Annotated in this window: 12 protein-coding genes and 1 tRNA gene; 5 read left to right on the top strand and 8 right to left on the bottom strand. The window is 47.4% G+C overall.

Annotation, left to right across the window (positions count from 1 at the left end):
* Nucleotides 1-148: 148 nt before the first annotated feature.
* From AMD24_RS01960 to AMD24_RS01945, 3 genes are all read right to left on the bottom strand, one after another.
* Entirely contained in the window at nucleotides 149-2,107 is a 1,959-nt protein-coding gene (locus tag AMD24_RS01960) for a phospho-sugar mutase (RefSeq protein WP_062100437.1), read from the bottom strand.
* 551 nt (nucleotides 2,108-2,658) lie between these two features.
* Nucleotides 2,659-4,833 carry a protein-disulfide reductase DsbD family protein gene (locus AMD24_RS01950; protein WP_062100435.1) on the bottom strand — a complete coding sequence of 725 codons (2,175 nt, stop codon included), beginning with the start codon at nucleotides 4,831-4,833 and terminating at the stop codon, nucleotides 2,659-2,661.
* Between the two features lie 552 nt (nucleotides 4,834-5,385).
* Nucleotides 5,386-5,457, bottom strand: a tRNA-Arg gene (locus AMD24_RS01945).
* A gap of 383 nt (nucleotides 5,458-5,840) precedes the next feature.
* Between AMD24_RS01945 and AMD24_RS01940 the strand changes: the two genes are divergently transcribed.
* Nucleotides 5,841-6,596: a polysaccharide deacetylase family protein gene (locus AMD24_RS01940; RefSeq protein ID WP_158404345.1), complete on the top strand. Its 756-nt coding sequence runs from the start codon at nucleotides 5,841-5,843 to the stop codon at nucleotides 6,594-6,596.
* A 35-nt stretch (nucleotides 6,597-6,631) separates the two neighbouring features.
* On the opposite strand, the gene lipA is transcribed toward AMD24_RS01940, so the two are convergent.
* The 3 genes from lipA to AMD24_RS01925 form a co-directional block, all read right to left on the bottom strand.
* Nucleotides 6,632-7,549: a lipoyl synthase gene (lipA, locus tag AMD24_RS01935; RefSeq protein ID WP_062100433.1), complete on the bottom strand. Its 918-nt coding sequence runs from the start codon at nucleotides 7,547-7,549 to the stop codon at nucleotides 6,632-6,634.
* Nucleotides 7,550-7,643: 94 nt separating this feature from the next.
* Nucleotides 7,644-8,258, bottom strand: a complete 615-nt coding sequence (gene recR, locus AMD24_RS01930; RefSeq protein WP_082383007.1) for a recombination mediator RecR — start codon at nucleotides 8,256-8,258, stop codon at nucleotides 7,644-7,646.
* A gap of 94 nt (nucleotides 8,259-8,352) precedes the next feature.
* A complete protein-coding gene (locus tag AMD24_RS01925) occupies nucleotides 8,353-9,930 on the bottom strand; it encodes an AAA family ATPase (RefSeq protein WP_062100432.1) in 1,578 nt (525 codons plus the stop codon).
* Between the two features lie 65 nt (nucleotides 9,931-9,995).
* On the opposite strand from AMD24_RS01925, the gene AMD24_RS01920 reads away from it, so the two are divergent.
* The gene (locus AMD24_RS01920) at nucleotides 9,996-10,955 is read left to right on the top strand and encodes an RluA family pseudouridine synthase (protein WP_082383005.1); all 960 of its coding nucleotides are present in this window, start codon (nucleotides 9,996-9,998) and stop codon (nucleotides 10,953-10,955) included.
* A gap of 530 nt (nucleotides 10,956-11,485) precedes the next feature.
* On the opposite strand, the gene AMD24_RS01915 is transcribed toward AMD24_RS01920, so the two are convergent.
* Nucleotides 11,486-13,897: a DNA translocase FtsK gene (locus tag AMD24_RS01915; protein ID WP_158404343.1), complete on the bottom strand. Its 2,412-nt coding sequence runs from the start codon at nucleotides 13,895-13,897 to the stop codon at nucleotides 11,486-11,488.
* 707 nt (nucleotides 13,898-14,604) lie between these two features.
* Between AMD24_RS01915 and AMD24_RS01910 the strand changes: the two genes are divergently transcribed.
* Genes AMD24_RS01910 through AMD24_RS01900 form a run of 3 tightly spaced genes read left to right on the top strand, consistent with a single transcriptional unit; the run spans nucleotide 14,605 to nucleotide 17,040 of the window.
* Nucleotides 14,605-15,438: a metal ABC transporter solute-binding protein, Zn/Mn family gene (locus AMD24_RS01910; RefSeq protein ID WP_062100430.1), complete on the top strand. Its 834-nt coding sequence runs from the start codon at nucleotides 14,605-14,607 to the stop codon at nucleotides 15,436-15,438.
* Nucleotides 15,438-16,229: a metal ABC transporter ATP-binding protein gene (locus AMD24_RS01905; protein ID WP_235503202.1), complete on the top strand. Its 792-nt coding sequence runs from the start codon at nucleotides 15,438-15,440 to the stop codon at nucleotides 16,227-16,229. The genes AMD24_RS01910 and AMD24_RS01905 overlap by 1 nt, the downstream gene beginning before the upstream one ends.
* Nucleotides 16,222-17,040: a metal ABC transporter permease gene (locus AMD24_RS01900; RefSeq protein WP_062100428.1), complete on the top strand. Its 819-nt coding sequence runs from the start codon at nucleotides 16,222-16,224 to the stop codon at nucleotides 17,038-17,040. Before AMD24_RS01905 ends, AMD24_RS01900 begins: the two co-directional genes overlap by 8 nt.
* Before the next feature lie 298 nt (nucleotides 17,041-17,338).
* Here AMD24_RS01900 and sufU read toward each other — a convergent pair whose 3' ends face one another.
* Nucleotides 17,339-17,761 carry a Fe-S cluster assembly sulfur transfer protein SufU gene (gene sufU, locus AMD24_RS01895; RefSeq protein ID WP_062100427.1) on the bottom strand — a complete coding sequence of 141 codons (423 nt, stop codon included), beginning with the start codon at nucleotides 17,759-17,761 and terminating at the stop codon, nucleotides 17,339-17,341.
* Nucleotide 17,762: the final 1 nt, after the last annotated feature.

Raw genomic sequence — 17,762 nt, 5'->3', positions numbered from 1 at the left:
GGTGAATTCAGAGTAACCAATAACGCGGAGGGGGTTTTTTGATGGAAAGGGGGATTTGTGCACGTTCCTCGCTCTATTGGAAGGGGGAATGGTGGGATTTTGTTGGGGGGAGTGGTGCCTGGAATTGCTTGCTCATTACTGCTGTTGCTTAGAGTAAACGCCTCTTGGCATCGATGTTAAGGAATTTCCAGATGGCGTCTAGGTGTGCCTTTAACTCCGCCTTTTTAGTGGAGAGCTCACTAGTCTCTGTGGAAGCAGGCAAACTGGAAGGACACGCTACGGATAGATAAAACTTAATTTTTGGTTCTGTCCCAGAAGGGCGCACTATGACCCTGGAATGGTTTGCTGTCTCAAACGCCATCATCGCCGTCTTCGGTATTACATCCCCCTCGACATCAGTAATTGTCTCTTTAGAAAAATCGCAAACATGGGTTACCAAGGATCCAGCAATGGCCGTGGGTGGAGAAGATGCATAAGAGGAAACCAAGCTTTGGATTTTAGAAGCACCCTCTGCACCTTCAAATAGCATCGACACGGTTTGTTCTAGGTAAAGCCCGTAGGTTCTAAAAATCTCATCTAATATCTCGTGCACAGTGATAGATCTTTCTCTGGCATACGATGCTAGCTCTGCAAAAAGGAGAGCAGAACCGTTGGCATCCTTATCGCGTACAAAGTCGGATGCGCTGTAGCCGTAACTTTCTTCCCCACCAAAAATGTAGTAAGTAGACTCAGATAACCGCAGCACACGTGTTTCCTGCTCGCTAAGCTCCGTATAGCCTATCCGCTTGTCTGCAGGAATCTGTTCCTCATACTTGTGCAGTTTCGCCCCAATGTATTTAAATCCAGTCAGGGTCTCAACACACCGGATCCCAAAACGCTTACAGATGGATTTCTGTAAGTCACTGGTAACAAAGCTCTTAAGACATACAGTGCGTGTAAGATTGTTGGCATTTAATACTCCCAGCTCAAAAAGCTTGGTAATTCGATACCAAAGCAGAAGGGCTCCAATCTGGTTGCCCGTCAGTAAGCGCATTTTTCCAGCCTCATCCCTAGCTGCCACTCCCATTCGATCCCCATCTGGATCAGTGCCAATTGCCACCTCGGCACCCAACCGGTTTGCATCTTCTATTGCTAAGTTGAGAGCTGCTGGTTCCTCTGGATTGGGTGACGTCACAGTTGGAAATTGTCCATCTGAACTTTTTTGAGCCTCCACAATCGCAACGGAAAAACCGAACTTACGTAGTAAATGGGGGATGATTGCGATTCCTGTTCCATAGAGGGGAGTATACACAATCTTCGTTGCAGCCGCCTGACGAGCTACTAGTTCTTGATCCAAGATCAATGTCTGAAGGCGCTCAAGGTAAGCCAAATCAATTTCCGCACCCAACGTAATTACTTCTCCCTCATCATAGAGGGAAGGAGTGTCCCATGGCAGCACCTGACGAACTTTTTGAATAATTCGGCTAGCATGAGGCTCCATGACCTGACCTCCATCTGTCCAGTAAACCTTGAGTCCATTATACTCTGGGGGATTGTGACTGGCAGTGATACTTACCCCAGCTGCCGCATGCAAATAACGTACAGCAAAGGAAAGCTCCGGGGAAGATCTAGGAGAAGAAAACACTAAAGCATCACAGCCTTTTTCCGCACAGGTGCGCGCGCAAAGCTCTGCAAATCGGCGTGAGAAATATCTCGTGTCGTATGCGATACAAATCTTAGGGCGTTCCTCCTGTCTTTCCTTACCAAAAACTTCCTTCACATAGTCAGCGAGTCCTTTTGCAGCTTTCGTAATATTAAAATCGTTCATCATATTGGTCCCTACACTGGGGAACTGGGGACATTCCCCTCTCAAAGAGGCGCCTTGCTCACTGTGAGTGATAATGGAGCGAATTGTGTTTCCGCGCAATCCACCGGTGCCAAAATGAAGCATGCAAAAGAATCTGTCGTTTAATTCTTTCCATTGGTGCCTTTTTACAAGTTCCGCGACAGATTCACTGGTAAGGGAAGTACTATCTTCCTCTAGCAAGAGGCGGATATTTTCTACCGTAGAGGCTAGAAGATAACCCTCCGATGCCGCTCTACTAATATGAGAAAGGAGCAACTTCATAATCCAACATCCTTACTGGTAGACTCTATACTAGGATAGATTCAGGCTGAAAAGGCAGAAAGGAGGTTTCTGTGACTAGGGGGGGTTACGTAATGTGCAGCGACTGTATGGGTCATTCCGGACCGGCGCTAGGAAAATAGCCGTCCTTACTGGATGCTCAAACAAATCCCAGTGCCTAGCAAAACGAAGACATGTTGGTAAGCAGCAAGTGGTGTTATAGGAAGATTTATCCCACTTTCTAGCTAAAGTCGGAGCAAAAAAATACTGTAATGAGTCGACTTGCACTGCCCAGCACTAAGTCAGGAGTCAAGCTATTTCATGACGGTTTTGAAATGTGCGGCCTTCCCCCCGTCTCCATGTTTTTACATACTCCGGTGGATGCAGAAGGTCACAGCAATCCCACCCATCTAGATGGAATATCCCCCGATCTCTTGATGGTGTTCGTAATCCCCCCAAATACGGTATTGCTACCTCTCTTACGTCAGGACCGCTCCTCCTTAAGATGTGTGATAGATAGAGAAGGTTTTGAGTTACTTTCTCCAAAGTGAGATTCAAAACGGTAGAGCTTTTTCTACCGTTTGTATCCCCTCCAAAGCGTCAAGAACCTCAGCTTCTGTAAGAAACTCCGGCAAGATAATAGGAGCCTCAGATTTCTTAGCTAAATAGAGGACATATAGAGGAACGCTAACACGACCAAAGGAGTGTAGAGCAGCACAAATTATGGGGTCCCAGTTGGTCCAATCTGCCTTAAGTGGCACAATCCCCTTGGATTGAAATGCGGCGACGATAGCTGGGCGATCCAAAACGGTTTTTTCATTAAATTTGCAGGAAAGGCACCAGTCTGCAGTAAAGTTTACAAAAACGTGATAGCCAACAGTATGCGCTCTATGTAGGACGGACTCAGAGTAGGGGATCCAGGGAATTTTTGAATATTTGCTGGCTTGCGCTCTAGTAGCGTAGGGTTTCACAACGTATGGCCATGCCAAGTAATAAGTGGCGGAAACTGCTATAGCTAGGCAGGCTAAAAGTAGCCACCAGGGTGGCGATGAACTGTGCTGTCGGAAGTTTCTTCCATCGTTTTTAAAGATTCCTAATGACCAGCAACAGATAGCTAGACATAAGAGAAATGCGAGTGTGGCAACTATCGCTGATACTCCTAGCTGGTTGCCTAGCACAGCTAGAAGCCAGATCGTCGTAGCAAGCAGAGGAAAACCCATCAGCTGCTTTATCAACTCCGTCCATAATCCGGGTTTAGGAATAAACCGGATCCAGCTTGTTTGGATAGAAAGAATTAAATATGGGAAGGCCAGTCCTGATGCTGCAGCCATAAATACTGCAAATGCTGTCACGTTACTTTGACCTAAGGAAAGACTAAAGGCTGTACCCAAAAATGGAGAGGTACATGGTGTTGCCAATAGTGTGGTGAAGGCTCCTTGGAAAAAAGCTCCCCATAGCCCGCCCTTCCTCTCTGCAAGATGGGCGAGCCCGGTTGCTGCTGTACTAGGGATAGAGATTTCAAAGACTCCAAACATATTCAGGGCAAGGATAAACGTCACTACAATGACAACCAAATTAAAAACAGGACTTTGAAATTGGAATGCTGTCCAATTGGAAATATCTCCACTGTACTTCAAAGCTAAGACAAGACTTGCTAATAAGGAAAACCAGAAAAAGATTCCGGCCGTGAAAGCCAGCCCGTGGTAGGCAATTCTTCTACGGTTTTCTCCTGCTTGTTGGATGAAGCTGAAGATTTTCAGCGAAATGACTGGGAGGATACAGGGCATTAGATTTAAGACGAGTCCGCCTAGGAATCCGTAAAAAATTGCTTGAAGTAGGATAGATGAAGCCTGAGCACGCCCGACCGGAATGGCTTGGAAAAGGGTGGAACCTGGGGAAATGTTGTCGAACTCGTATCCTCTGCGGATGCTGTTCACATCCTCTGTGACTAGGATTCCGCTCAGATGTCCATTAACTGGAACGCGAATAACCCACTCCTTTTTATCTGGGGAGGGGTGGTAGGTCTTGATTTTGCCAATTAACTGATGAGGGGCTGGAAGAGGGAAAAATAAGAGTCTCTTGACATTATCACCGGGTTGGGCACGGATTTCTATCCCGCTGGCATATCCGGAGAGGACTATAGGGAATGGAGGATTACCAGGGAAGGGTAAAAGTTGCTCGAATTGCTTGAAAAGTGGGTCATTTTTTGACGCCACGTGAGTGGATACCGGAAAAGTAAGGGACAGATCTGCCCCACCTGGGGCGCAGCTGCTATCAGCGCATGCCAGCCAAGTGACGTGCCCATTTATGGTGACCTCTTTCGCATCTAGTTGGTCTGGCGGTTGGATCGTGGCAATGAGAAGAATTTCTCCTCTGTATCCATAGTCCACGACGCCATCTTCTAAGATAATGTGTTCTGGAATGGGCCATCGAAGAGCCGAAGCTTTAAATCCATCAGGTAGCTTCCAGTCAATGGCTATGGGAATACCTATGTTACCTGGATTTTTCCAGAAGGTATGCCATCCTGGCAGTATTCGGAGAAGTAGTCCGACCTGCAAGGTTTTCCCGGGGACTACAGTTGAAGAATTTGCAACCAAAAGAGCTTGTACAACTCGTTTAGGATCTCGGCTCTGGAGGGATGCTAATGCTACTTCTGTACCCTGGAATGTGAGTAACAGGTAGCTACAGAATACAGCAATAGTCTTCCATGTAAGATGGGAGCTTTTCATAATTGAAAACCTTGTCTGGAGTTACCTCCTGCAAGTAGGCTAGGGGAGACACGTTTCATGTTCACCTTGCACAGGAGCTCGCGTGGGTTTGGAGAATAATCAAGATCCAAGTTTCTCGGGCATCATGATAACTTATGAGGGTACACAGACGGAACCACTCGGAAGAAACGCACCCTTTTCCTCTTTCCAGGGAGAAGCTTCGAGCCCCCTGAGGGTTTCTAGGCCTATGTAGTTAGGGAGGAACAAATTCAAACAAGTATTCCCAACCCTTCCGCGCCATGTCTTCTGTTAGATCCGATTGTAGTTGTAATTATGATTATGTCCTGCTGGTTCCATGCAAAGTCTTGAATCTCTATGTCATTGTCATTTATGGCACAGAATTGAATTTATAAGTGAAATCTTCACCCTTTCCATTGAACAGAGACGACCCTTGAAAGGTAGGGCTGCAAGCAAAGGAGCAATGCTGAAGCATTCTCTCGTCAATTTGATAGGGCAAACCACCTAGCTCGTAGTCTCCGGTGCTGTCGTGGTATTGAGATTTTTTAGAAAAACTGCTCTCGCTGGGAGTCGAACCCAGATTTAAGGTTTAGGAAACCTCCGTTCTATCCGTTGAACTACGGGAGCTACAAAAATACGCCGTTTTGCCTTATTGAACTGCCAGGGATCTCCCAGCGCACTTTCTATCATGAGATGCTTGGACACCTCTATGTCATTTCCTAGATCTAAAAAATTCCGGCAACCTCTCGAGCGATCCGGAAACCTTCCGCCGTGCAAAGAGAAATGCATCCCATCTCCCTGTCTCATAGGAGAAGCAAAACATTTTACAATGGTAGGTCGCCACAACCCCCTAACCATGTTTAGGGGGAGACCGTTGTTCTTACTTTCTTAGCTGGTGAAACACTGTCCCAACCAAACTTTTGCCTTTGGCAAAGTGCCCTGTCGCTAAGGCGCCTTTCATCCCTCTTGATCCAGAAGCCTTTATGCACCATATCTTCCAGGGTAGGCTAGTGTACTATTCAAGGCTCGCCACATACAACCGCATTTTTCAGGAAGGAGTACCCATCCTAACCTACCACAAGCTAGGAACACCCCCCCAAGGGGTACGTAAGAAAGACCTCTATGTCCAACTAAATCTGTTTAGAAGGCAAGTAGAAGAACTCTGGAAGGAGGGGTTCCATACCACCCAGTTGCAAGGGCATAAAGATTTTACTCAGCCAAATAACAGACGTTTGGTAATCGCTTTTGATGATGGAAGCAGGACCGTTTTTCAACATGCCATGGTCCCACTCCAAAAGTTAGGCTTTACTGCAATCCAGTATCTAGTTGCAGGGCATATCGGCGGAAGAAATGAGTGGGACACTTTACTTGGCGAAGCGGAGGATCCCCTCATGGACGAGAGCCAAGTACGCACTTGGCTATCTGCTGGCCATGAGATCGGCGCCCATACTTTAACGCACCCGCATCTAACGCATTTAGGTCGACGGCGAGCCAGAGAAGAAATTACCTCTAGTAAGAAAAAGCTGGAGGATATGTTTGGGATAGCTGTTCAACATTTCTGCTATCCTTATGGCAGTTGGAAGGTGTGGGTGCGAGATTTAGTGGAAGAGGCTGGATATAAAACCGGCGTAACAACTAACCCCGGCATCTGCACCAATATCATGGATCCATTCACTTTGCCACGCATCGGTGTACGCCAGCCACCCAGGAATATACGAGGCTTGCTAGATCGGCTTTTCCTGTATCTTTCGAACTGGAGAGAGTAAGAAAGTGGAAGCGGGCTTTGTTAGGAACGAATAACTCAGCCTGGGTTAGTGTTTTTTGAAAAGTTGGGGAAAGTTAAAGGGCTGAAGTCAGCAGCGTGGTAAGAGCTGCGTACCAATGGCCCACTAGCCACAAACTCAAAACCCTTGGAAAGGGCGACGTCCTTATAGTAATCAAAGATGGCCGGAAGGATGTATTCCACTACCGGAAAATGTTGAGGGCTTGGACGAAGATACTGGCCTAAAGTGAGTACTTGGACGCCTGTCTCACGTAAGTCATCCATGGCCTGGAGGAGCTCAGATTCAGTTTCTCCTAGCCCCAGCATTAAACCGCTTTTAGCAACAAGGTTAGCCCGAAGACGTTTAGCCATGGCAAGCACTTCCAGAGAGAGGCGATATTTGGCTCGAGACCTCACAAGTGGAGTTAGTCGCTCTACAGTTTCCAAGTTATGGTTAAAGACGTGAGGCTTGGCATCTAGTACGATTTGTAGGGCCCACTCCTTTCCATTGAAGTCGGGCGTGAGAACCTCAACAACAAGAGAAGGATCGATTGCACGGACCGCCCGAATGACGTGAGCAAAATGGCTGGCACCGCCATCTTTTAAGTCGTCGCGAGCAACAGCTGTAATGACAACATGTTTGAGATTCATACGCCGAACGGCCTCAGCGATGCGCCTTGGCTCATCCTCTTCTAAAGGCAGGGGTTTAGCGGTAGACACAGCGCAGAATCGGCAAGCTCGGGTACAACGATCCCCGGCAATCATAAAGGTAGCAGTTCCTCGACTCCAGCATTCCCAGCGATTCGGGCACTGGGCACTCTCACAGACTGTATGAAGTTTCAGATCAGCAATTAGCCCCTTAGTGGAGAAGAACACGGGGTTAGAAGGAAGGCGAACTTTGATCCAGGTTGGCTTCCGAGTTTGGTGCAATGTAGAGTTACTAATCCTTGGAGGCATTATTTTGGAGAATGTAGAGTTCAATTCAAGGCAAGGGTTTTTTTTCAGAGCCCTCGGGACTTATGCCCTGCGGCTTAGCCCACCGCAAACCAACTTACTCTAGTGAGATTCTGCTTCGACCAGAAATGGCACAAGAGAGTGTACCTGCGTCGGCATATTCTAACCCTCCCCCAACTGGAAGTCCATGGGCAATGCGACTCACTAGGACTCCTTGTTCAGAAAAGAGACGAGCCAGATAGTGCGTAGTTGCTTCTCCTTCCACATCAGCACTTAGTGCAAAAATAATCTCTTGCGGACGCTCGGACTTCACCCTCGCCAAAAGGGATGTGACTCGCAGTTGTTCAGGACCAATGCCATTCAGCGGAGAAAATTTCCCCCCCAAAGCATGGTAACGACCTAAAAAAACACTGGCGCGTTCAATGGCGATGATATCGATGGCAGTTTCCACTACGCAAATAGGATGAACACGGCGCTCCGGAGCACTACAGATTCGGCAGAGATCTTCCGTCGTGAAGAAACCGCACAGCTTGCAAGTCCTTAGACATTGCGAGGCCTCTTGGATAGCATTGGCAAGTCGAGTAGGGTTGGCACCACGAGATTGGAGCAGCCAGAGGGCAATACGCTCCGCACTACGAGGACCAATCCCAGGTAAACGCTGTAACTCGTCTGTAAGAAGCAAATACGGTGCAGGGTAATAAACTTTACTCACGACAAAGGGTAAGTGGGAGGAAGGCAGGTAAAGCCACTAAAGACAATCAGGTTTAAGGGAGCTTATAAGGCATCCACTTTAACGAACAGGGCCATCAACCTTTCTGCAGACCCTCCCCGTCATGGTAAGACTGGGCTACTAACTTACTCAAGTATTCTTCTGGATTATCGATGGCTTCCTCTGGAAGTACCAGCTTAGTGGTTTCTAATTTGCCCTCCTGGATAAGATGCAGGCCAAATTGGTAGTCCTTAAATAATTTCCCGCAAAGCTCACGCATCGTGATTCTTTCTCTAATCGCTTGTTGTGCAAGTCGTATAAGCGCAGCCTCAGAGGCCTCCACTTGAACCTTGTGTTGTTCGCTAAACTGCTGCATAAACTGCCTAGCTGCGATGATCAATGCACGTTCTTTTTCGGCAGAACCATGCCTAAGTAGACAGGTAAGACAAGTACGGGGTTCTTTTACCAGGGCAGGGTTCACGGTAAACGACGTGACACCCGAGTCCGGAAGTTCATACTTGAAGTCCCGCAAGAGTCTCTCCAAAACGGTAAGCAGGCCTCGTGCTCCGGTTCCTTCCTGGAAGGCCGAAGCGGCAATTTTTCTCAGAGCCTCCTCCTCGAAATGTATCTTAATGCCATAAGGGCGGAAAGCGCGTTCGTACTGACGAATAATGCTATCCTCTGAATACCTCATAATCCGAAAAAGATCTTCAACCTCTAGAAGATGACAGACAGAGCGAACTGGAAGTCGGCCGATGAATTCAGATTCAAATCCATATTCTATGAAATCCTGAGTATTAGCAGTTTGTAAAACATTGCTTTCTAAAGCACAGGCGGTTGTGTTGGTGCAAAAACCAACCCGTAACTGTTTCCTTCTGTGATGGATGATGCGGTCCAATCCCTCAAAGGCACCGCTCGCAATAAAGAGGATATGTCTGGTATTGATGGTCTCTCTGTGCATAGAGCCACGGCCACGTTGTGTTTGCATCTCTATGACAGACTGAATCTGTGACTGGATGTCTGAGGGATTTTTTAGGGAAACTTCGGTTTCCTCCATTAGTTTAAGCAACCCGGTTTGGACACCACGCCCACTTACGTCACGGCCTGGATTCTTCGAAGAGGTGGCAATTTTATCAATTTCGTCGAGAAAAACGATGCCAATTTCGGCTAGTGAGATATCTCCCTTCGCGCGCTCTACCAGTTCGCGGACAAGGTCATCTACATCCCCACCCACATAACCTGTTTCACTGAACTTGGTAGCGTCTGCTTTAACAAACGGCACACCGACTAAGTCGGCAACGTGCCTAATTAAATGAGTTTTTCCCACGCCTGTCGGACCAATCAAGAGGATATTTTGTTTAGCGTATTCCAGAAAACTCTCACCATTTAAGGCTTCTCTAGCATGATGATAATGGTCACAGACAGCAACACTCAGTACTCTCTTTGCCTCCTCTTGCCGGATAACAAAGCGGTCCAGATACTCCTTTATGTCACGTGGCGTATGACGGAACTTGGAAAGAAGAGGATGTAGCCCCCTGTTGCCGCCACCAGAAGAGGACTTACTCTGTCCGGAAGGTTGAGATACGACCGACTGCTTCCCTCCAAAGGTAGCCTGCAACACCTCAGACAATCTCTTCTGAATCTCTTCTGGAGAAGGTAATTTGGGTTCATTCATGCCAAACAGCGGCATTCTCGCTCCATATGCAGTTCATTTAAAGCATTTTTATGTATAAGTAAGAGATGAATATACCTCCTACTTCAACCGTTGTAGGTTCACCCTACGCTGGGTGGCGGCTGGACCGTTTTGCAGTAGCGATCCTTCCCTCCCTTTCCCGTACCTGTGTGCAGTCTTTAATTCACTCCGGCTGTGTTCGTCTTCGAGGGAGAACAGCAAGGCCTTCCGAAAAGGTCCGAACTGGAGATATCTTATTCGTTTGTAGGCCAGTAGCAGTTGCTTCTACGAGTTTAGTTCCAGAACCTACGATGCCACTGCATGTTTTGTACGAGGATACAGATCTACTCGTAGTTAACAAAGAAGCTGGGGTAGTAGTTCATCCGGGATCTGGAAATTGGAAGGGGACTCTTGCTGGAGCCATTTTAGCTCGTTGTCGCAACCTTTCTAAGGTTAGTGGAGCAGAGCGCCCAGGAATTGTCCATCGGCTGGACAAGGGAACCAGTGGATGCTTGGTAGTTGCAAAGAACGACGCCACTCACTGTAGCCTCTCACGAGAGTTCGCCCTACGCAAGGTAAAGAAAACCTATCTAGCTATTGTTCAGGGTGTTTGTACAAGAACAGACGGAACGATATGCGCCCCCATTTGCAGACACCCTATCCATCGCCAAAGAATGTCCGTCGCTCCCCTTCTTAAGGGGCGTGACGCAGTAACCCACTATCAGGTCCTTTCCAGTGCCCGTGGAACCAGTCTAGTGGTTTGTTTCCCACAAACTGGACGCACCCACCAAATCCGAGTCCATTTAAAGTACTTAGGGCACCCCGTGTTAGGAGACGCAATCTACGGGGAGCGCAGAAGTTTTCCGCACCACCTTTTACATGCCTGGAAACTCAGCTTTTTCCACCCTACTAAAAGGGTTTCTATGGAATTTTGCGCGCCAATTCCAACCGAAATGCAACTGGACGCATTCCAAAAATTCTGGATGCTACAAAAAACTACGCCGTCTAAAGCATTTGGACCACTATAGGGTGCACACGGAAGAGCGCTTCGCGCAACAGGCAGAACACACAGTCGTAAGACGAGGCATGAAGCGTGGGCGTGCATTCCATTTTCTAGAAATGAGAAGAGAGTCCACCGGCGTAGCGTATAACTTGCTCTAGACACTTTGTCAGCAAAGCGCTTTTCGAAAGCAGCGTGAAAGAGTGTGTGACAGACAACGGGCTCCCAAACTTGCAACGAGGGAAACCTTACCTACGTTTTAGGCTCGTACCGTGCTAAAAAGCTCACAAAGAGTTTTTTCCAGCATTCTCGGTTCTCCAGCTCACACAGGAGCGCAGTTCTAGCATAGGCTGGGGGCTACAACAAAAAAGGGCTCCTAAAAATTATGAGAGGGATATAGAGCATCCAAGACGGAAGGCAATAGAGCTGGATATGGAAGATTAGACGGCTTTTCGATTAAGAGAAAGTAGCGTCCCCTCACTTTCTCTGCTGGATTTTACCACCAGCAAATAACAATGGATGTCCTGCTGTGTGGGCCTCATGGAAAAGGTGGGTTAACTAGGAGCCTTTTTCTCCCAAAAAGCTTGTGTCGGATGGTTTTACACTGACCTCTTGCTGTTTCTTTTGCAAAGCACCAGGGTCCACAAGAATTTCCCTATCTCTTCCTCCATGCTTCGGTCCGAGAATACCACTTCTTTCTAGGAAATCTACTATTCTTGCAGCTCGCGTATAGCCAAGCCGCAACCGCCTCTGCAACATGGAAATGGATACCTTTCGTTCTTGCCGGATGATTGAGATGCTCTTTTGGACTAGTGCTTTATCTTCTTCTATGAGGCCTTCCTCATGGCCGGCAGATTCCTCTTCTAACTTTTCTTGAATGGAACGATCGTAGTGGGGGGATAATTGAGAAGAAACAAAATCTACCAAACGCTGAGCCTCCTCATCGGTAACTAACGCTCCTTGAGCACGAAGCAATTTAGAGGAGCCTGTGGGCAAATAGAGCATATCCCCTTGCCCTAGCAGCCTTTCTGCGCCGTTTTCATCCAAAATCACGCGGCTATCAATTTTCGAAGCCACTTGAAATGCAATTCGGGACGGAATATTCGCCTTGATAAGTCCAGTTACTACCCCTACTCGTGGAGTTTGGGTGGCGACAATTAAGTGGATACCAGCAGCACGAGCCATTTGAGCGATGCGGACAATAATACTCTCCATATCAGAGGGTGCTGCTTGCATCAGATCAGCTAGCTCATCGATGATGAGCACGATGTACCCTAAATGCTCCGGCAATTCCATCCCATTTTTCTGAAAAGTACGAGCTTTTCCAGACGTGTTCATGGTCCTCACACCATCTGAAGTTCGACCTAATTTGGGGCTTGATCTTTCTGGTAACCTAGTCTTAGAGCGTGAGTTGAACCCTTGGATGTTGCGCACCCCACATGCAGCAAAAATTCGATATCGATTTTCCATCTCTCCAACCAGCCAGCGAAGTACGGTGAGAGCATACTTGGGGTTTGTAATTACAGGTGTGATTAGGTGGGGAAGTGAGTTAAAACTTTGCAGCTCGACTACTTTGGGATCAACCATAATGAAGCGCAGATTTTCAGGGGGGTGGCGAAAGATAAGGCTGGCTATCATCGCATTAATACAGACACTTTTTCCACTACCTGTGGTACCTGCTAAGAGAAGGTGTGGCATCTTTGCCAGATCAGCTAACAGGGTATTCCCGTAGATATCCCTGCCGAGAGCAATGGGAAGATTTGCCTTGGACTGAAGCCAGGTTTGTGTTTCCAAAAGCTCACGTAGGGTGACATTCATCTTTTCAGCATTAGCGATTTCAATACCTACGGTATCTTTACCTGGGATTGGGGCTAGGATGTTGATGTCTTCAGCGCACGTGGCACGAGCAATGTCCCTCTCTAGACTGAGAATGCGGTCCACACGGATACCTTCGGCGGGATAAATTTCGTATCGGGTAATGACAGGCCCTTTTGTGATTTCACCTGGTCTTGCTTCAACAGAGAACTGCCTAAGCACCTGAAGAATAATTCTTTGCGTGTCCAGTAGTTCTGTAGGATCAGTGGGGATTCCCCGCATGCTTGGAGTATCAAGGAGATCTATAGGGGGCAATACGTAATCTTCTGACTCTAAACAGGCTGGGCTACCATCAGATTTTTTTCCTCTAGAAGGAATTGGCTTGGGTATTAAAACGGAGGTGTCGGTAGCCCTCGGATCTCGAAGAGAGGGGCCTGAGGGGATCAAAACAGAGGTTGCCTTTGTGATATGCCTTTTTAGCCTCTTTTCTAGCTTACTGGCCTGCTTTTCAAGCGCCCTTTTACGCACTTCCATCCGAGATAATTCGTCCAGTTGCCGGAAGCTTTTTTCTCGTACTTTCTGAAAAAAGGAGGTAAGGGCCGAGACTGCTCTTCGGAGAAGGTCGACTGGGCGGAACCCAGTGGCAAAAATTAAGCTAGTAGCATAAAGGACCAAGAGTACTACTGTTGCCCCGACCGTGCCCAGTGGGACAAAGGCCCGAGAAAGAGCGCGCCCGGACCATCCTCCAGGACCCTCGATTCCAAGCTCTTCCTTCCAGTTGTACAGAAACCACGGCTGGCGTTCAGCCAGAGCACAGAAACTCAGTAAAAGGACCAAGCCCCATCCTGCACGTTCTTTAAGGGAAAAAAGCGGTTGGATGGCTTTGCTGATTCCGAATGTGACCAGGAGTATAGAAATTAAATAGGCACCCGATCCAAAAAGAAAATAACCGTAACCGGCACACACCGCTCCTACTAAGCCAACGTAATTTCTTGTAAGAGGGTTATAAGGAGTAGTTGTCGAAACGAGAGGGATATAGGACGGAACGTCATTAGGATCATAAGAGATTAAGGCTAAAAAGAGCAAAGCTGCAGCACCGAGCAGAGCGAAGCCGCCGATTTCATGAAATGGCCGAGCACGACGCTGACGATTCATAAAATTTATTTCCTTTCTAGGGATGGAAGACATCACAAGACAAGAGCTCTCCCATTCCCTGATAAGGGAATATTACGATTGGAGCACTTTCTGGATTGTTTCTCCATACCGAGAGTTTTCCCATATCGCGTTCTGTATGATGGGACGAGAAGGAGCAGCGCTACCCTTGTAAAGGAAAGGGGCTTACATCCAAGAAGGGCTCCCCGCAGGCTGTTTGTTCTTTAACTTACTAAGCTTAGCCGCGTCGCCCTGCCTTGATAGGGGGGTTAGTGGATCTTGCGGACTTGGTGTGTTCGACTTGCTGAATGAGCAGGCGAACGGATCCCCTTAGAGAGGCTCAAGGACCTAATGTAAGAACCAGTTTGCCTGTAGGTTTAAGGTTTAAAAACAGCCCCTAAGTTCTTAGGCAGCTAAGAACGAGGCCAGTCCCAGTATATTGAAACCTCTAGAGCGAACGCCACAATATTCTTGTTCTATGAGGATTTTAACTAGGCATTACTATCTTTCTCTCTACTAAAAGGGATGTTCAATGTACTAAAAGCCCCGCGGGTTTCTCTTACCCAGAAATCTTAGGAAGAGCCATGGGAATCGCATAAGTTGCGTCTCTTTTGCATTGCTGTTGTAAAAGGTGAGTAGACCTTTTAAGAGATGAAGCAAGCATGGTCTAAGGTTTGTGTCGTTTCGTGAGTCTCAATATTCGCTACATGATGATAAGAAGTTTCCTCACCCTCTTTAGCTTGTTCTTTTCCATCAGCCGTATCTTTGCAGCTGTCCAGATCGTAGCAGTAGAAAACTTCTATGGGAAAATTGCCAAGCAAATTGGAGGTTCCTCCGTAGCAGTTGCTAGTATACTTAGAAATCCCAATCAAAACCCTCATGAATTTCAGGCGGATGCCGCTACTGTGAAAGCGATTGCTAGTGCAGATATTCTTATTTATAACGGCCTGGGGTACGATGACTGGGTAGAGAGGCTCCTGAGGGTGAGCGGGAGGCCACATTGTGTGACTATTAAGGTAGCAGACCTCATTGGGGTTGAGACGGGGAAAAATCCCCATATTTGGTACAATCCGGAAACCATGTCTGTGTTGGCAGCGCGACTTGCTCAAATTCTGAATAAATCGGCAGCCGTAGAGGCCTTTGAGAAATCTATGCAACCGTTGCGGGAAAAAATTTCCGCCCTTCGGGAGAAGACTTTTGGCCTGCAAGTAACAGCTACTGAATCCATTTTTGGGTATATGGCCTGCTCTCTGGGGTGGAAAATGCTTAATTACGACTATCAACAAACAGTTGTGAACAATGCGGAGCCTTGTTTTCGACAGAGTGTGAACTTCGAAAAGGCCCTCACTGAAGGCCAAGCGAAAGTCCTCTTCTATAACAGCCAGGTACAAAACCCTTCCGCAAAACGGATGCAATCTATTGCCAAAAGGCATGGGATAGCCGTGGTTGGGATTACAGAGACTCAACCGCATCATTTCCCTAGTTACGTAGATTGGATGCTTTGGGAATTATCAATGATTGAGAGGGTTCTTGGTCTTAAGTAGTGATCAACAGTTTATCAATGAACGAAGCCAGCGTTTGTTTAGGAGGCACCCAGATCCTAAGTACTGTTACCGCGGAAGTCAAAGCTGGGGAATTCGTTGGAATCTTCGGTCCCAATGGGGCTGGCAAGTCTACTTTAGTAAAGTGTATCCTCGGACTTCTGCCGCTATCTTCAGGAAGAATTTCTGTTTTTGGCAGTCCTCCTGGACGGGAGAATCGTCACATTGGCTACATGCCACAATCTCAGAATAATTTAGAGAATACAGCCCTGAGTGCCTTCTCGGTAGTAGCTGCTATTACAAATGGCAACCGCTGGGGATTGCCTTGGTATGACAAGGCCCTCAAGAATGAGGTAATTAAATCTCTCCATTTAGTGGGCGCGGCTAATTATGCTCATCGCCCCTTTTCAATACTTTCCAATGGTGAAAAGCAGTGCGTTGCACTTGCCCAAGCACTGTTGGGAAAACCCAGGCTTCTTATTCTCGACGAACCCCTTGCAAACCTTGATCCACATAACCAGATACGTCTCATTCAATGTATCCAGAAGATTAGAAAATCTGCTGGAACTACTGTGCTTTTTATTACCCATGATGTTAATCCTCTACTTGATGTGATGGATCAGGTTCTCTACATAGCGGGAGGAAGTGCTACTCTGGGCCCCGTTAGCAAGGTGTTTACCAGCGAAGTACTAAGCGCTCTCTACCGTACGAAAATTCACGTCATCCATGCAAAGGGAAGGATCTTCGTTGTTAGCGCAGAAGGAAACGTAACAGAGACTATTCGTCATGCTTAAACTCTTGCTAGAGTATTTTTCGTACGATTTTGTACGCAATGCTCTTATTGCCGGCTCTCTAGTAGGAGTACTGGGGGCAGTGGTAGGATACTTTGTCGTAATTCGCAATGTCAGCTTCGCGGCACATGCCCTGGCACACATTGGATTTAGTGGAGCAACGGGCGCGGCTCTTTTTGGAATTAATCCGCTTAATGGTATGCTGATAGTCTCTTTATTAGCAGGTGTTGGGATGGGTATCTCGGGTAGCCGTATTCAGCAAAGTGAACAGGCTATTGGAATGGTACTTTCCGTTTGCTTAGGCGTAGGCACTCTCTTTTTAGCCTTCTACAAGGGTTTTGCTGGACAGGCCGCAGCAATCTTATTCGGAAATATTTTTGGTGTCTCTAGACAGCAACTTATTCAGATTGTTACCCTAGCTGGGGTGGCACTTTGTGTCCTAGGCTTCCTTTCCAGGAGACTGCTTTTTGCCAGTGTTCGACCCGATCTTGCCGAAGCGCGCGGCGTCTCGCTTTTGTCACTTTCGGTGAGCTTTATGGGAATCTTGGCAATCTCTGTAACTCTAGCTAGTCAAATTGTAGGAATTCTTCTCGTCTTTGCCCTAATGGTAGGGCCAGCCGGAATTGCTTCCAGGATATTTCATGGATTCTGGACAGCCAATTTGGCAGGAATATGCTTTGCTCTCAGTGCGGTCTGGTGTGGTATCCTGATGGCTTGTTTGACAAACTGGCCACCCAGTTTCTGGATTACTGCCATCCTTTTTATCCTTTATCTCATGTCAGAAGCTCTCTGCCGTCTTGTTCTGCAAAGATAGGGCTTCCTAACTGGGAGGGAGAGAAAAGTGGGATAAGGGTGACTATGTACTAAGCCCGCAGCTAGATTACGTTGCGTTAATGATAAAAGGGAGTGAACATGCCCAAACCAAGGTCAGTAAATTGCTCTGGATAACCTTATAAGAGGAAAGCAAGCGGCACGAGTGACACGACTAGAGACGATTCGCCAGAATATAAGTTCGAGACGAAGGCATGAGGTAGCTCTAGGCACGGAAGTACTCCAGAGCTTTCCTTGCCTGCTTGCGAGGTGGTGCCAAAAGAGGGACCACGCATGGTCTTTTACGACGGGGAGGAATGGAGTGCAACAGCTAGGGTTTCCCAGGGAAGAGTGGCACACTTGACCCGTTGAGGAAATTGATGTATCCCCCTAAGCGCTTTAAGGTGATCTGGAAACTTCTCCGACAAAATGCCGTCTGCGACCATTTTTCGAAAATCTAGAACCACTCCAAGGGCTTGCGCCTTGGCTAGTCCCTTAACCTCACTAGTCATAATGGAGGCCGAGGCTGTACAAATAGCACAGGCACTCGAATAAAATGTTATTTCCCGGATTATGTTATCTTCCAAAATTAATTGAACTTGGATTGCATCTCCGCAAGAGGCATTTTGCCCACTCGCACTATGAGTAGCCGTTTCCAAGCAGCCAAAATTCCTTGGGCGCCTGGAATGCTGGAAGATAATTTCCTGATAAATCTCGGTATCCATT

The organism is Candidatus Xiphinematobacter sp. Idaho Grape, assembly GCF_001318295.1.
Taxonomy (GTDB): Bacteria; Verrucomicrobiota; Verrucomicrobiia; order Chthoniobacterales; family Xiphinematobacteraceae; genus Xiphinematobacter.
This window is presented reverse-complemented; position numbering and strand designations above follow the sequence as displayed.

Excerpts from the sequence above, each read along its gene's own strand:
- AMD24_RS01960 (WP_062100437.1), bottom strand. The coding sequence starts at position 2,107 with ATGAAGTTGCTCCTTTCTCATATTAGTAGAGCGGCATCGGAGGGTTAT.
- AMD24_RS01950 (WP_062100435.1), bottom strand. The coding sequence starts at position 4,833 with ATGAAAAGCTCCCATCTTACATGGAAGACTATTGCTGTATTCTGTAGC.
- lipA (WP_062100433.1), bottom strand. The coding sequence starts at position 7,549 with ATGCCTCCAAGGATTAGTAACTCTACATTGCACCAAACTCGGAAGCCA.
- AMD24_RS01925 (WP_062100432.1), bottom strand. The coding sequence starts at position 9,930 with ATGAATGAACCCAAATTACCTTCTCCAGAAGAGATTCAGAAGAGATTG.
- AMD24_RS01920 (WP_082383005.1), top strand. The coding sequence starts at position 9,996 with ATGAATATACCTCCTACTTCAACCGTTGTAGGTTCACCCTACGCTGGG.
- AMD24_RS01915 (WP_158404343.1), bottom strand. The coding sequence starts at position 13,897 with ATGAATCGTCAGCGTCGTGCTCGGCCATTTCATGAAATCGGCGGCTTC.
- AMD24_RS01910 (WP_062100430.1), top strand. The coding sequence starts at position 14,605 with ATGATAAGAAGTTTCCTCACCCTCTTTAGCTTGTTCTTTTCCATCAGC.
- AMD24_RS01900 (WP_062100428.1), top strand. The coding sequence starts at position 16,222 with ATGCTTAAACTCTTGCTAGAGTATTTTTCGTACGATTTTGTACGCAAT.
- sufU (WP_062100427.1), bottom strand. The coding sequence starts at position 17,761 with ATGGATACCGAGATTTATCAGGAAATTATCTTCCAGCATTCCAGGCGC.